The 13,352-nt window shown below is 75.9% G+C and carries 14 protein-coding genes; 6 read left to right on the top strand and 8 right to left on the bottom strand.

Annotation, left to right across the window (positions count from 1 at the left end):
* Positions 1–42: 42 nt before the first annotated feature.
* The gene (locus tag CS2_RS08110) at positions 43–891 is read right to left on the bottom strand and encodes a DUF2705 family protein (RefSeq protein ID WP_070319582.1); all 849 of its coding nucleotides are present in this window, start codon (positions 889–891) and stop codon (positions 43–45) included.
* A complete protein-coding gene (locus CS2_RS08105; protein ID WP_070319581.1) occupies positions 888–1,853 on the bottom strand; it encodes an ABC transporter ATP-binding protein in 966 nt (321 codons plus the stop codon). Before CS2_RS08105 ends, CS2_RS08110 begins: the two co-directional genes overlap by 4 nt.
* 248 nt (positions 1,854–2,101) lie before the next feature.
* Here CS2_RS08105 and CS2_RS08100 point away from each other — a divergent pair, with 248 nt between their 5' ends.
* Positions 2,102–2,932: a Bax inhibitor-1/YccA family protein gene (locus CS2_RS08100; RefSeq protein ID WP_070319580.1), complete on the top strand. Its 831-nt coding sequence runs from the start codon at positions 2,102–2,104 to the stop codon at positions 2,930–2,932.
* A gap of 109 nt (positions 2,933–3,041) precedes the next feature.
* Here the strand turns inward: CS2_RS08100 and CS2_RS08095 are convergent, their stop codons facing one another.
* Positions 3,042–3,683: a zinc ribbon domain-containing protein gene (locus CS2_RS08095; protein WP_217997371.1), complete on the bottom strand. Its 642-nt coding sequence runs from the start codon at positions 3,681–3,683 to the stop codon at positions 3,042–3,044.
* Between the two features lie 121 nt (positions 3,684–3,804).
* Here CS2_RS08095 and CS2_RS08090 point away from each other — a divergent pair, with 121 nt between their 5' ends.
* The 3 genes from CS2_RS08090 to CS2_RS08080 all read left to right on the top strand — a co-directional run bounded on the left by CS2_RS08090 (position 3,805) and on the right by CS2_RS08080 (position 7,235).
* Complete coding sequence (locus tag CS2_RS08090) at positions 3,805–4,641, top strand: hypothetical protein (protein WP_070319578.1); 837 nt, start codon at positions 3,805–3,807, stop codon at positions 4,639–4,641.
* A 13-nt stretch (positions 4,642–4,654) separates the two neighbouring features.
* The gene (locus tag CS2_RS08085; protein WP_070319577.1) at positions 4,655–6,061 is read left to right on the top strand and encodes a cystathionine beta-synthase; all 1,407 of its coding nucleotides are present in this window, start codon (positions 4,655–4,657) and stop codon (positions 6,059–6,061) included.
* Between the two features lie 175 nt (positions 6,062–6,236).
* Positions 6,237–7,235, top strand: a complete 999-nt coding sequence (locus CS2_RS08080; RefSeq protein ID WP_070319576.1) for an acetylxylan esterase — start codon at positions 6,237–6,239, stop codon at positions 7,233–7,235.
* 22 nt (positions 7,236–7,257) lie between these two features.
* Here the strand turns inward: CS2_RS08080 and CS2_RS08075 are convergent, their stop codons facing one another.
* On the bottom strand, positions 7,258–7,851 hold the full coding sequence (locus CS2_RS08075; RefSeq protein WP_070319575.1) for a TetR-like C-terminal domain-containing protein: 594 nt from the start codon (positions 7,849–7,851) through the stop codon (positions 7,258–7,260).
* The gene (locus CS2_RS08070; RefSeq protein WP_070319574.1) at positions 7,848–8,708 is read right to left on the bottom strand and encodes an alpha/beta fold hydrolase; all 861 of its coding nucleotides are present in this window, start codon (positions 8,706–8,708) and stop codon (positions 7,848–7,850) included. Before CS2_RS08070 ends, CS2_RS08075 begins: the two co-directional genes overlap by 4 nt.
* Positions 8,709–8,830: 122 nt before the next feature.
* Here CS2_RS08070 and CS2_RS08065 point away from each other — a divergent pair, with 122 nt between their 5' ends.
* Together CS2_RS08065 and CS2_RS08060 are read left to right on the top strand one after the other, a co-directional pair.
* Positions 8,831–9,235, top strand: a complete 405-nt coding sequence (locus CS2_RS08065; RefSeq protein ID WP_046530277.1) for an FKBP-type peptidyl-prolyl cis-trans isomerase — start codon at positions 8,831–8,833, stop codon at positions 9,233–9,235.
* A gap of 148 nt (positions 9,236–9,383) precedes the next feature.
* Complete coding sequence (locus CS2_RS08060) at positions 9,384–10,319, top strand: transglutaminase-like domain-containing protein (protein WP_070319595.1); 936 nt, start codon at positions 9,384–9,386, stop codon at positions 10,317–10,319.
* A gap of 10 nt (positions 10,320–10,329) precedes the next feature.
* On the opposite strand, the gene CS2_RS08055 is transcribed toward CS2_RS08060, so the two are convergent.
* The 3 genes from CS2_RS08055 to CS2_RS08045 are packed head-to-tail and all read right to left on the bottom strand — an operon-like array spanning position 10,330 to position 13,322.
* On the bottom strand, positions 10,330–11,205 hold the full coding sequence (locus CS2_RS08055; protein ID WP_156442050.1) for an FAD:protein FMN transferase: 876 nt from the start codon (positions 11,203–11,205) through the stop codon (positions 10,330–10,332).
* A 5-nt stretch (positions 11,206–11,210) separates the two neighbouring features.
* Complete coding sequence (locus tag CS2_RS08050; RefSeq protein WP_070319573.1) at positions 11,211–11,801, bottom strand: FMN-binding protein; 591 nt, start codon at positions 11,799–11,801, stop codon at positions 11,211–11,213.
* Positions 11,802–11,807: 6 nt separating this feature from the next.
* Complete coding sequence (locus CS2_RS08045) at positions 11,808–13,322, bottom strand: ferredoxin reductase family protein (RefSeq protein ID WP_082739968.1); 1,515 nt, start codon at positions 13,320–13,322, stop codon at positions 11,808–11,810.
* Between the last annotated feature and the right edge of the window lie 30 nt (positions 13,323–13,352).

The raw sequence follows: 13,352 nt of genomic DNA, 5'->3' as shown, positions 1-13,352 counted from the left end.
GGACGGTGGTGCGCCGCGTCGTCTTCTCGCGCGGACGCCCCCTCAGGCGTCGCGCGTGCGGAGCCGCACGGCCGCCAGGGCGACCAGCAGCACGACCCAGCCGGCCAGGACCGCATACCCCTGCCACGGGCTGAGGTCGACGGCCTGGTTCGACATCTGGTTCGTCATCTGGAGAAACTCCTCGGGGGTCGAGACCCGGGCGCCCGCCGACGACGGCAGGAACGGGCGGACCCACTCGAGGGGCTTCCACGAGATGAGGTTGAGCACGCTCTCGATCACCAGCACGAAGCCGATGACGATCGCGATCGTCGCGGCGGTGTTGCGCAGCAGCGCGCCGACCGCGAACCCGAGCAGCGCGACCGTCGCGATGTACAGCGGCGTGCCGAGCACGATGCGGAGCATCTCGGGGTCGGACCAGTCAGGTCGCATCGCCGACTCGAGAGCGCCCGCCAGCAGGAGCTGCAGCGCGGTCCCGATCGCGGCGGTGGCGAACGTGACGACGAGCACCACGAGCGCCTTGGCCCACAGCACGGGCAGACGTGTGGGGACCGCGGTGAGCGTCGAACGGATCTGTCCGGTGCCGTACTCGCCCGTCACGACGAGTGCTGCGACGACCACGAGGGTGAGGGCGCCGAAGATCTGGCCCGGGGCGAGCACGTTGTAGACGATCGCCGCCGAGCCGGGCTCGCCGTTGAAGCCGGCGAACGAGAACGCTGCGGCCATGGCCCACGCGAGCAGCACGAGCACCGCGAGCGTGATGCCGATCGTCCAGTACGTCGAGCGGACGCTCCAGAGCTTGATCCACTCCGAGCGCACGACGCGCGGGAACGACACGCGGGCGGCCGGCGTGCGGGTGCGGGCGGGTGCGGGGGAGGTGGCGGTGGCGCTCATCGCGGGGTCTCCGTGGTCGCGGGGCCGGCGGGGGCGACGGCCGGGGCGGGGGCGCCCTCGACGCCCGAGCGGTACTCGACCGCGTCGGACGTGAGCGCCATGTAGGCCTGCTCGAGCGAGCCGCTGACGGGCGTCAGCTCGTGCAGCACGTAGCGCGACGCGGCCGCGAGCTCGCCGATCTCGGCGGCGGACGGGCCGTGCACCTCGATGAGGCCGGGCTCGATCGCGTCGACCGTGGCCTGCGGTCCGGACAGCGCGGCGGCCAGCTCGGACGCGTGCGGGCTGCGCACGCGCACGGTCGTCGTCGTGGCCCGCGAGACGATCTCGCTCACGGGGCCGGCCGCGACGATCTTGCCGCGCCCGATGACGAGCAGGTCGTCGGCGGTGACCGCGACCTCGCTCATGAGGTGCGACGACAGGAAGATCGTGCGGCCCTCGGACGCGAGGTGCTTGGCCAGGCCGCGCACCCACGCGACGCCCTCGGGGTCGAGGCCGTTGACGGGCTCGTCGAGGATGAGGGTGTGCGGGTCGCCGATCAGCGCGGCGGCGATGCCGAGACGCTGGCCCATGCCGAGCGAGAAGCCCTTGACGCGCTTCTTCGCGACGGCTGCCAGGCCCGCGAGCTCGATGACCTCGTCGACACGCTTGTTGCCGATGCCGTGCGTCGCGGCGAGCGCGCGCAGGTGCTGGCGTGCCGAGCGGCCCGGGTGCACCGCCTTCGCCTCGAGCAGCGCGCCGACCTCGGTCAGCGGTGCGGCCGAGCGCGCGAACGGCTTGCCCTGCACCGTGACGGTGCCGGCCGTCGGCTTGTCCAGCCCGACGATCATGCGCATCGTCGTCGACTTGCCCGCGCCGTTGGGCCCGAGGAAGCCGGTCACGCGGCCGGGCCTCACCTGGAAGCTGATGCCGTCGACCGCGGTCTTGCTGCCGTACCTCTTGGTCAGTCCGTGCGCCTCGATCATCACGTCCCCTGGGTTCGCGTTGTGCTCACGGCGACGACGCTATGCCCGCGGGGGGCCGTGGCGGCACCGTCCGGCGACCGATCTGCGCCCCGGCGCCTCATCCGCGAGAACGAGTCCGGACGTCGCAGGTCGCAGGCTCCGCCCGCTGCGCGTCCTTCCCCCGCCCGGTGGGGAACGCGCGGGACCGCGGCTACGTTGAGATCCACGTCGACAGAACTTCCCCGGCCGGCCACGACCAGGAGAGCCGCATGACCAACCCCGTCTTCAGCAACAGTCCCGTGTTCGGGGACCCGCGCCAGCAGCGCGGCCGCCAGCAGGGCGGCGTCCAGCAGGCGCCCGCGTGGGGCACGCCCGGCGCGCAGGCCGCCGACGCCGTCACGCTCGAGCAGATGTACGACGCGCCCACCGCGACCCCGCGTGACACGGGCCGCCTCACGTACGACGACGTCATCGTCAAGACCGGCGGGCTGCTCGCGCTGCTCGTGGTGGTGGGTGCCGCGACCTGGCGGATCGCGCCCGAGCTGTGGATCGTCGGCGCGCTCGCGGGCCTCGTGCTCGGGCTCGTCAACGCGTTCAAGAAGAACCCGAGCCCGGTGCTCATCACGCTGTACACGGTCGCGCAGGGCATGTTCCTGGGCGGCATCAGCGCCGTCTACGAGACCCGTTACGACGGGATCGTCGGGCAGGCCGTGCTCGCGACGCTGTCGGTGTTCGCGGTGTCGCTGTTCCTGTTCCGCTCGGGCAAGGTGCGCGTCACGCCCAAGTTCCAGCGCGCGGTGCTCATCGGCATCGCGGGGTACCTCGTGTACTCGCTGCTGAACCTCGGCCTCATGCTCTTCGGCGTGGGTGACGGCATGTACGGCCCGCTGCGCTCGGGTCTGCTCGGCGTCGGCATCGGGCTGCTGGCCGTCGGCCTCGCGGCCGCGAGCCTGATCATGGACTTCGACGCGATCAAGCGCGGCGTCGACCAGGGCGCACCCGCGAAGATGGCGTGGTCGGCCGCGTTCGGCCTCATCGTCACGCTCGTCTGGCTGTACCTCGAGCTGCTGCGCCTGCTGGCGATCCTCCGCGGCGACTGACACGCGGACAGCGTGGGTACGACGACGCCCCGACGACCTCCGGGTCGGCGGGGCGTCGTCACGTCGTGGGCACGTCCGTGCGTGCCTCTCCAGGCGCGTCAGGGGTGCGTCAGGGGCCCGAGGGCGTCCCGCACTCGCTGCAGAACTTCGCCGTCACGGGGTTGGTCGCGGAGCACGACGTGCACGTGCGCTCGGCCGCGAGCGACCCGCCGCACTCCTGGCAGAACTTGCCGCCGCCCGACTGCGCGCCGCACGACGGGCAGCGCGCGATCGACGGCGTGCGCAGGTCCATGCCGGCGGTGAGGTCGGTCGTCGCGAGCCGCTCGGTGATCTGCGAGCGACGCGCCTCGGCCTGCAGCTGCGCGAGCTGCTCGGCCAGCACGGGCGAGCAGCGCACGCACTGCCCGATCTCGTCGTTCCAGCACACGTCGCCGCACACCCAGTCGCCGCAGCCGCGGCACTGGTGGAAACGGTCCGCGATCTGCCCGACGGCCTGCCGCATCGCACGGTCCTTGGCCGCGGAGTTCGTGCCCCGGTCGAGCAGGCTGTCGGCCGCGCTGCTGAGCTGCGAGAACCGCCCGCCCAGCAGGTTGCCCAGGCCGCGGGCCAGGCTCTGACCCGTCTCGCGCAGGTCGCGCTGGAACGCCGAGCGGTACCCGTTGCCGCAGCGCTCGCAGCGGAACTCGAACTGGTACCCGTCGGCGTTGGACAGGTCCCGCACGTTGTCGGTGAACGGCACTGCCTCGGTCACGTTCGCTCCTCGTCGGCGGTGGACCCGCCCACCCGTTCTTGACGCGCCTACCGCGCTCGGCGAGATTAACCGACGGATCGTCACGTCCCCGCCAGGTCACCCGCACGGAGGAACCTTCCGCATGCGCCCGTCCCGCACGGCCCCCGTGCTCGCCCTCCTGCTGCTGCTCACCGCGTGCGCGAGCGGTGCGCCCGGTGCGTCGCCGAGCACGTCCACGCCCGCCGCCGGCGGCGCGCCCGGGGCCTCGTCCGCGGCGTCCGCCGAGCCGCCGGCCGGGCCCGTCGTCCCCGCGTCGTGCGCCGCGATCACGCTGGAGACGGGCGCGCAGATCGCGAGCGCCGACCTCGCCGCGTGCCTCACGGACTTCGTCCGCGCCGCCGGCAGCGGCCGCTTCGAGATCCACCAGGCCGACCACGTGGCCGACCAGCGCTGGGCGCTCGTCGACGGCGGGCTCTACGCGATCGGGACGCGCGACGGCGCGCCCACCGTCGCCGTCACGCCCGACACCGGGTGGCTGTCGACCGACGGCGCGTGGGTGCAGGCCGACCCGGGCGGGTCGACCGAGCAGATGCTCGCGGCCGACGGCGTCGACATGTACCGCGCCACGAGCTCGCCCGAGATGACCTACGCGATGATCACGGCGGCCCCCGGGTTCACCGTGGGGGAGCGCACCGAGGTCGAGCTCGCCGACGGCACGACGACGACGCTGTGGCCGATCCGCGCCGACGCCCCGTTCCAGCCGGTCGCCGCGATCCCCGCGACCACCACCGAGCTCGTCGTCTGGACCGACGTCGCCGGCCCGACGGTCCGGATGGACGTCACGGGCGACGCCGTGGGCGGCGACGGGCAGACGTACTCGGGCACCGCGACGACGTTCTTCTCGCAGTGGGGCCAGGGCGTGGACCTCGCGGAGGTCGAGGAGCTGGTCGGCGCACCCCTGCCGCTCCCGGGACGATGAGAGGATCGGGCGCGTGAAGTACGCCCAGCACATCTCCGAGCTCGTCGGCGGCACCCCGCTCGTGCGGCTCTCGTCCGTGACCACCGGCCTGACCGCCACCATCCTGGCGAAGGTCGAGTACCTGAACCCCGGCGGGTCGGTGAAGGACCGCATCGCGCTGCGCATGATCGAGGCCGCCGAGGCCTCGGGCGAGCTGCAGCCGGGCGGCACGATCGTCGAGCCGACGTCGGGCAACACGGGCGTCGGGCTCGCGCTCGTCGCGCAGCGCAAGGGGTACCGCTGCGTGTTCGTCTGCCCCGACAAGGTCAGCCAGGACAAGCGCGACGTGCTGCGCGCGTACGGCGCCGAGGTCGTCGTGACGCCCACGGCCGTGCCGCCCGACCACCCCGACTCGTACTACTCGGTGTCGGACCGCATCGCTGCGCAGACGCCGGGCGCGTGGAAGCCGAACCAGTACGCCAACCCGAACGGGCCGGCGAGCCACTACGCGAGCACGGGCCCCGAGATCTGGGCCGACACCGAGGGGCGGATCACGCACCTCGTCGCGGGCGTCGGCACGGGCGGCACCATCACGGGCACCGGCCGCTACCTGCACGACGCGTCGGCGGACCGCGCGGAGGCCGACGGCGGGCGCGTCGTCGTGGTCGGCGCCGACCCCGCCGGCTCGGTGTACTCGGGCGGCGACGGGCGGCCCTACCTCGTCGAGGGCGTGGGCGAGGACTTCTGGCCGGCCGCGTACGACCCGTCGGTGCCGGACGAGATCGTCGCGGTGTCGGACGCCGACTCGTTCGCGATGACGCGCCGCCTGGCGCGCGAGGAGGGTCTGCTGGTCGGCGGCTCGTGCGGCATGGCCGTCGAGGCGACGCTGCGGCACGCGCGGGCGCTGCAGGAGCGCGACCCGCAGGCCGCGGCCCGCGCGGTGTACGTCGTGATCCTCCCCGACAGCGGCCGCGGGTACATGTCGAAGATCTTCAACGACTCGTGGATGCGCTCGTACGGCTTCCTCGCGGGCGGCGAGGGCGCGACGGTCGCGGACGTGCTGCGCACCAAGGGCGGCGACCTGCCCGCGCTCGTGCACACGCACCCCACCGAGACGGTGCGCGACGCGATCGAGATCCTGCGCGAGTACGGCGTCTCGCAGATGCCCGTGGTCGGCGCCGAGCCGCCCGTGATGATCGGCGAGGTCGCGGGCGCGGTGAGCGAGCGCGAGCTGCTCGACGCGGTGTTCTCGGGCGTCGCGTCGCTCGCGGACCGCGTCGACGCGCACATGTCCGCGCCGCTGCCGCTCATCGGCTCGGGCGAGCCGGTCGACGCCGCGCGTGCCGCGCTCGAGAAGGCCGACGCGCTCATGGTCGTCGACGACGGCCGACCCGTGGGCGTGCTCACGCGCCACGACCTGCTGGGGTTCCTCGCGCGCTGACCGACGGCGCACGTCGGTACCCCGCCGACCTGCGCGGACGGTTCGTCGCCCGGGTGGCGCACCGTCCGCGGCAGCGCGCCGTGGCGCGGCGGGGAAGCGCTTGCGACCGCGCTAGCATCGCTGCGCCGGTCCCGGGTGCCCCCTTCCCGGGCCACTGCCCGGAGGTGCACCCGCGATGGCGCTGTACGACCTGCCCCTGCCCGAGCTCGAGCGCTACCTGCCCGAGCTCGACGAGCCCGCCGACCTCGACGAGTTCTGGGCGACGACGCTCGCGGAGACGCGCGCGTTCGACCTGGACGTGCGCCGCGAGCCGTACGACGCGGGGCTCGCGCTGGTCGACGTCGAGGACGTGACGTTCGCCGGGTTCGGCGGCCACCCCGTCAAGGCGTGGGTGACGCGCCCCGCGGGTTCGGCCACGGACGGGTCGTCGCTGCCCGCGGTCGTCGAGTTCATCGGCTACGGCGGCGGTCGCGGGCGCCCGCACGAGCGGCTCGCGTGGGCCGCGGCGGGCTACGTGCACCTGCTCATGGACACGCGCGGCCAGGGGTCGCGCTGGGGGAGCGGCGGCGACACCCCCGACCCCGTGGGCGCGGGCCCGCAGGTGCCCGGGTTCATGACGCGCGGGATCCTCGACCCGGCGGACCACTACTACCGGCGCGTGTTCACCGACGGCGTGCGCGCGGTCGAGGCCGTGCGGTCGCTGCCGGGCGTCGACCCCGAGCGCGTGGTCGTCACGGGCGGGTCGCAGGGCGGCGGCATCACGCTCGCGGTCGCCGGGCTCACGGAGGGCCTCGCGGGCGTCATGCCCGACGTGCCGTTCCTGTGCCACGTGCCGCGCGCGATCGCGCTGGTTGACACCGACCCGTACCACGAGGTCGTCACGTACCTCGCGGTGCACCGCGACCACAAGGACGCCGCGATGCGCACGCTGTCGTACCTCGACGGCGTGCACCTGGGGCGCCGCGCGACCGCGCCGACGCTGTTCTCGGTCGCGCTGCGCGACCCGATCTGCCCGCCGTCGACCGTGTTCGCGGCGTACAACCACTACGGCACGCTCGCGCCCGAGCGCCCCGCGCAGGCGATCGAGGTCTACGAGTTCAACGAGCACGAGGGCGGGCAGGGCTTCCAGGTCGACGCGCAGCTGCGCTGGCTGCGGGACGTGCTGGCCCGCTGACGCCCGCGCGCGGCGGGCGGGCTCAGGTGCCGTCCGCCGCGCGGCGCAGCCCCGCGACCAGCCCGTCGACGAGGTACGCGAAGCTCGTCCCGACGTCCTCGGTCATGCCGAAGCCGCCCTCGAGCTCGAGCACGACGAACCCGTGCACGCCGGCGCGCACGGCCCGCACGGCGTCGACGCGCCGCTCGGGCGGCACGCCCAGGTCGGCGACGAGGGCCGCGAGGCGGTCGACCGCGCGCAGGCTCGCGGCGTGCACCTCGCCCGCGTCCGCCTGCGACAGCCAGCCGCCCTGCACGGCCTGGTAGCGGCCGGGGCGCCGGCGCGCCCAGGCGCGGATGGCGTGCGCCACGGCCCGCAGGCGCGCGTCGGGGTCGTCGGTGGTGGCGGCGGCCGCCGCGACGACGTCGTCGAGCTCGGTCACCGCCCGCAGCGCGACCTCGCGCCGCAGCCCCGGCAGGCCGTCGACGTGCTTGTAGAGGCTGGGCACCGCGACGCCCGCGCGCGCCGCGACGGCGGCGAGCGACAGCGCCTGCCACGCCTCGGGCCCGCCGGCGTCGACGACCGCGAGGGCGTGCTCGGTGACGGCGGCCCGGTCGAGCCCGGCGCGCGGGCTCACGCGTCGCCGCCCGTCGCCGGGGCCCCGCTCGTGCGCGGCAGGCCCGCGACGAGGTCGACGAGCGCGGGCGCGACGAGGTCGGCGCGCTGGTGCTGCGGGTAGTGGCCCGCCTCGGGCACGAGCAGCCCGGTGACGGCGTCGTGCGGCACGGTCGCGAGCGTCGCGGCGTGCGTGGCCGCGGGGTCCGGCGTCTCGGGGTCGAGGGCGCCGGTGACGACGAGGACGGGGACGCGCACCTGGTCGAGCAGCGTGCGGTGCCCGCCTGCCGTCAGCGCGAGGGCGAGCCGGCGCAGCTGCCCGAGCGCGCCGGGCGTGCGCAGCGCGCGCCGCAGGTCCGTGAGGTGCGCGTCGGTCCAGGTGGCGCGGCGGCCCTTCAGCAGGCTGCCGTAGAACCACGCCCACGCCGCGGCTCCCCACGGGCGCGCCAGCAGCAGGCGGACCTGCGCGGTGACCGCGCGCCCCGCGGGCGCGTCGTTCGCGGCGTACGCGAGCAGCGCGACGCCCCGGACCCGCGCCGGCTCGAGGGCGGCGACGCGTGCGACCGACCCTGCCGCGAAGGACGAGCCGACGAGCACGGCGGGGTGGTCGGCGTCGACGCCCAGCGCGTCGAGCAGCGCCGACACGTCCTGCGCGGTGGGCTCGACGCCGTGACGGGCGAACGCGTGCGTCCCGTCGCCGTGGCCGCGCACGTCGGTGACGACGACGCGGTGGCCGGCGGTCACGAGCGGGTCGACCAGGTCGCGGTAGGAGGACCGCAGGTCGCCCATGCCGGGCACGAGGACGACGGTCGTGCCGCCGTCGGGGCCGTGGACCTCGTAGGAGACGGTGCCCTCGGGCACGGTGAGGAGGTGCGTCATGCGGTAAAGCTAATGCCATTAGCCAACGGTGTCCATCCGCCGAGGGCGAACGGCGCCGCGCACCCCCACCGTGCGCAGGGCAGGATGGGCGGGCACTGTCACCCACCGAAGGAGAAGTCGACATGGCCGCAGCGCTGCCCGAGGTCTCGGGCGCTCCCGGCACCAAGCCCACGCTCACGTTCCCGGACGCGCAGCCGTCGGGTGAGCTCGAGGTCGTGGTGCTCAGCCGCGGCGACGGCGCGCTCGTCGAGGCGGGTCAGGACATCGAGGTGCACTACCTCGGCCAGTCGTGGCAGGGCGGTGTCTTCGACAACTCGTTCGACCGCGGGTCGTCCATCAGCTTCCCGATCGGCGTCGGCGCCGTCATCGCCGGCTGGGACGAGGGCCTCGTCGGCCAGCAGGTCGGCTCGCGCGTGCTGCTCTCGATCCCGTCGCACCTCGCGTACGGCGACCGCGGCGTGCCGCAGGCCGGCATCAAGGGCGGCGACACGCTGGTCTTCGTCGTCGACATCGTCGGCGTCAGCTGACGCGACGTCACCACCGCGCGGCCGGCCCCCACGGGTGCCGGCCGCGCGTGCGTCCGGGCCCGGCCGCGCGCGACGGCACGTCGCGCGTCCGCGTCTCCCGCCGTGGACGCGCCGTGGCCCCGTGCGGCGCTCGCGGCAGGATGCCGCCGTGAGCAGCACCACGAGCCTCGACGTCGACCCCGCCTGGTGGGCCGCGCACTCGGAGTACAGCGACCCCCGCGAGCACGCCGCCGTCCTCGTGGCCGTCGGCACCCGCCCCGAGGACCTGCACGCCGCGGCCACCGGCCTCATCGGCCACTACCGCGCGTCCGCGCACACGCTCGACCCCGCGCGCCTGCCCACGATCGACCTGCGCTGGCTCGACCGGATCCTGGCCGCCGGCCTCGCGGCCTCGTCCGCGCCGCTCGCGGGCCGCCCGCACGCCGACCGTGTCGCCGGCTGCTGCCGCGACCACACGCTCCTCGTCGTCGGCGCGCTCCGCGCGCACGGCGTGCCCGCGCGCTCGCGCGTCGGCTTCGCGCGCTACCTCGACCCCGCGCTCGCCCTCGACCACGTCGTCGTCGAGCGGTGGGACGGCGCGCGCTGGGTGCGCAGCGACCCCGAGCTCGACGCCGCCTTCGGGGCCGCGCCGCTCGCCGGTGAGCCGTTCGACCCGTTCGACATGCCGACGGGCCCGCACAGCCCGTTCCCCACCGCCGCCGAGCTGTGGGTCGCCCACCGCGCGCACGGCCTCGACCTCGACGCGTACGGCGTGCGGGGCGTGCCCGCGCTGCGCGGCCGCGGCCTGGTCCGCGCGTACCTCACGCTCGAGCTCGCGCACCGGCGGCGCGACGAGCTCCTGCTGTGGGACGTGTGGGGCCCGGCACCCGGCGACGTGCCCGAGGCCGAGCTCGACGCGCTCGCCGACGAGATCGCCGACCTGCTGGTGCGGGCCGACGCGGGCGACGTCGACGCCGAGCGCGAGGCGGCCCGCCGCTACGCCACCGACCCGCGCCTGCACCCCGGCGACCGGGTGCGCACGACGTCGCCCCTCGGACGGTCCGGGTGGACCGACCTGCGCACGCGCACCACCGACTGGGACTGACCCGGCACGCTCAGGGCGTCGCCCAGCGGTGCACGGCGCCGTCGGCCGTGACGAGGACGCCCCGCGTCCCCGGCAGCGCCGCGAGCCGTGCCGGTGCGTCGCCCGGGCCGAGCACCATCGCGGTGGTCGCCCACACGTCGGCGGTCACGACGTCCGCGGCGACGACCGTCGCCGACCGGACGCCCCACACCGGGCCGCCGGTGCGCGGGTCGACGACGTGCCCGCCGTGCGCCGCCGTGCCCGACGTCGCGACGCCGCCGTCCAGCAGGTCGACGTGCGCGAGCAGCCGCCCCCGGTCGGCCGGGTCCTCGACGCCCACGCGCCACGGCAGCCCCGACGCCGAGCGCACGCCGACGTCGCCGCCCGCACCCACCGCGACGTCCGCGTCGAGCACGCCCAGCAGCCCGAGCACGTGGTCGACCGACCAGCCCTTCGACAGGCCCGTCGGGTCGAACCCGTCACGCCAGCCCCACGCGTCGAACGCGCCGTCGGTCGCGTCGCGTGCCGCGAGGCAGCGGGCGTGCACGGCGCGCAGGGCGTCCGGTGCGTCGGCGAGCGCGAGCTCGCCGCGGCGCAGCCGGTTCAGCGCCGATCCCGCGCGGAACGGGCTCAGCTCGGCGTCGAGCGCGGCCACGCGCGCGAACGCGCGCTCGACCGTCGCGGCGGTGCGCGGGTCGTGCGCCGCGTCGCCGCGCACGTGCACGCTCCACGGCATGCCCATGTGGTGCTCGACCCACGCGCGCACCGGCAGCGCCGCCGCCGCGCGCGCGAGGGCGTCGGCGGCGCGGGCCGCAGGGCCGTCCGACGGGTCCGACGGGTCCGCCGGCAGGTCGGTCGGGCGCGCGGCGGCCGCGACGGCGGCGGCGTCCGGGCGGGCGCCCGCCACGGCATTCACGGGCGTGCCTGGTCGAGCGCGGCCTGCAGCGACCGCGCGTACGCCTCGCTCGTGAACGTCGCGTGCGACACCATCGCGATCGACGCGCCGCCCGCGGTCGTCGCCTCGTCGTCGAGGGTCGGCAGCGCGGCCGATGAGACCTGCCGCGAGTGCCCGTCCTGCGAGTCCTGCGAGCCCGACGCGGCCGTGACCCGACCGCCGCTCACCGTGACGGTCACGCTCACGGTGCCGTAGCGCATCGACGTCGACGCCGTGTACCGGCCGTCGGTCAGCCCGGTGCCGGCCGACGACCCGCCGGACGAGCCGTCCGACGCCCCGCCGGACGAACCGGCGGACGACCCGCTGGACGAGCCGTCCGACGTCCCGGACGCCCCGGACGACCCGGACGACGACGCGCTCGCCGACGCCGCAGGGTCGGACCCGGCGGAGGACCCCGCCGACGGGGCTCCGCCGGTCGTCCCGGTCGTGGTGGTCCCCGCGGCCGTGACGTCGGTCGTGCCGGCCGAGCGGTCGAGGCTCGTGGGGTACTGCAGGAGCAGCACGACGCCCGAGACGGTCGTGACGATGCTCAGGAGGATGCGGCGCATGACGACCTACCAGACGTAGCTCTCGACGTGGATGGCGGAGCGGGCGACGCCCGCGGTGCGCAGGTCGGCGACGAGCGCGGCGGTCCAGGCGGGCGGCCCGCACACGACGACGTCGTGGTCGAGCAGGTCCGGGACGAGCTGGTGCAGCGCGGCGGGGCCCGCGTGGTGGCCCAGGTGGGCCGGCAGCCACGGCGTGCCGGTGCGCGAGCGCGGCCCCGGCAGGTCGAGGAACCGCACGCCCGCGTGCCGCACGAGCGCGTCGACGTCGTCCCGCAGCGGCAGGTCGGCGTCGTCGCGGTGCCGCAGCACGAGCGTGTCGACGCCGGGGTGCGCCGCGCCGTGCTCGAGCAGACCGACCACCGGCGCGACGCCCGCGCCGGCGGCGAACGCCGCGAGCCTCGCGTGCCGGCGGCTGCTCGGGGTCACGCGCCCGAACGGCCCCTCGACGAGCACGCGCGTGCCGGGCCGGGCCGCGGCGACCCGGGCGCCGTCGTCGCCCGTCACGTCCATGGTCACGCGCAGCCCGTCGGTCCGCGGCACGGCCGACAGGCTCAGCGGGTGCGCGCGCGTCCACCCGGCGCCGGTGCGGAACCGCCACACGAAGAACTGCCCGGCCTCGGCGCGCAGCCGGTGCAGGTCGCGGCCGCGCACCACGACCGAGACCAGCCCCGGCGCGTCGGGCAGCACGGCCGCGACGCGCAGGTCGTGCCGCAGCGACAGCGCGAGCGGCCGGACGAGGCGGAACACGACCACCGAGACGAAGGTGACGCCGTACAGCGCCCACCAGTACGTCGCGGCCCACGGGTGCAGCAGGAAGCTCGTGCCGGTCCACAGCTGGTGCGGCAGCGCGAGGCCCACGCCGAGGTACGCGTACAGGTGCAGCAGGTGCCAGGACTCGTAGCGCAGGCGGCGGCGCGCGGCGCGCACCGACAGCCCCACGACGGCGACGAGCAGCGCGGTGCCCGCGGCCGCCAGCAGCATGCCGGGCAGCGTCAGCACCAGCTGCACGAGCTCGCCGACCACGCCGCGCCCGTCGGACGCCGCGTACCCCACGGTCACGAGCACGAGGTGCGCGACGAGCATCCAGAACGACGTGAAGCCCGCCCACCGGTGCCACGCGCTCAGCCGGTCCTGCCCGACCGCGCGCTCGACCCACGGCACGCGCGCCATGCCGAGCACCTGGACCAGCAGCAGCGCGGACGCCCACAGCCCCAGCAGCCGCCCCGCGGACGTCGCGAGCGCGGCCGTGGTGGACACGTCGAGGCCGTCCGCGGTGGCCCACAGCAGCGTGACGAGCGCGAGGTGCCCGCCGACGAGCGCCGCGACCGCGTCGCGCCACCACGCACGCCGCACGGGCGGCAGCAGCGCGCGGGCGTGCGACCGCCGTGGTGCGGCGGGTGGTGCGCCGGCGGCGGCGGACGGGCCGAGGTGCCCGGCGGGGCCGAGCCTGCCGGCCGGCTCGGCGGTGCGGGCGCCGTCCGGCGGGGTGGCGGTCGGTGCGTCGGTGCGGGTGGCGCTCATGGTGTGCTCCCTGGGGTGTCCCGGTGAGCT

Origin of the sequence: Cellulomonas iranensis NBRC 101100 = JCM 18110 (assembly GCF_001552375.1) — a bacterium.
Taxonomy (GTDB): Bacteria; Actinomycetota; Actinomycetes; order Actinomycetales; family Cellulomonadaceae; genus Cellulomonas; species Cellulomonas iranensis.
Note: the sequence above shows the minus strand (reverse complement) of the source record. Positions and strands in the feature narration are given on the sequence as shown.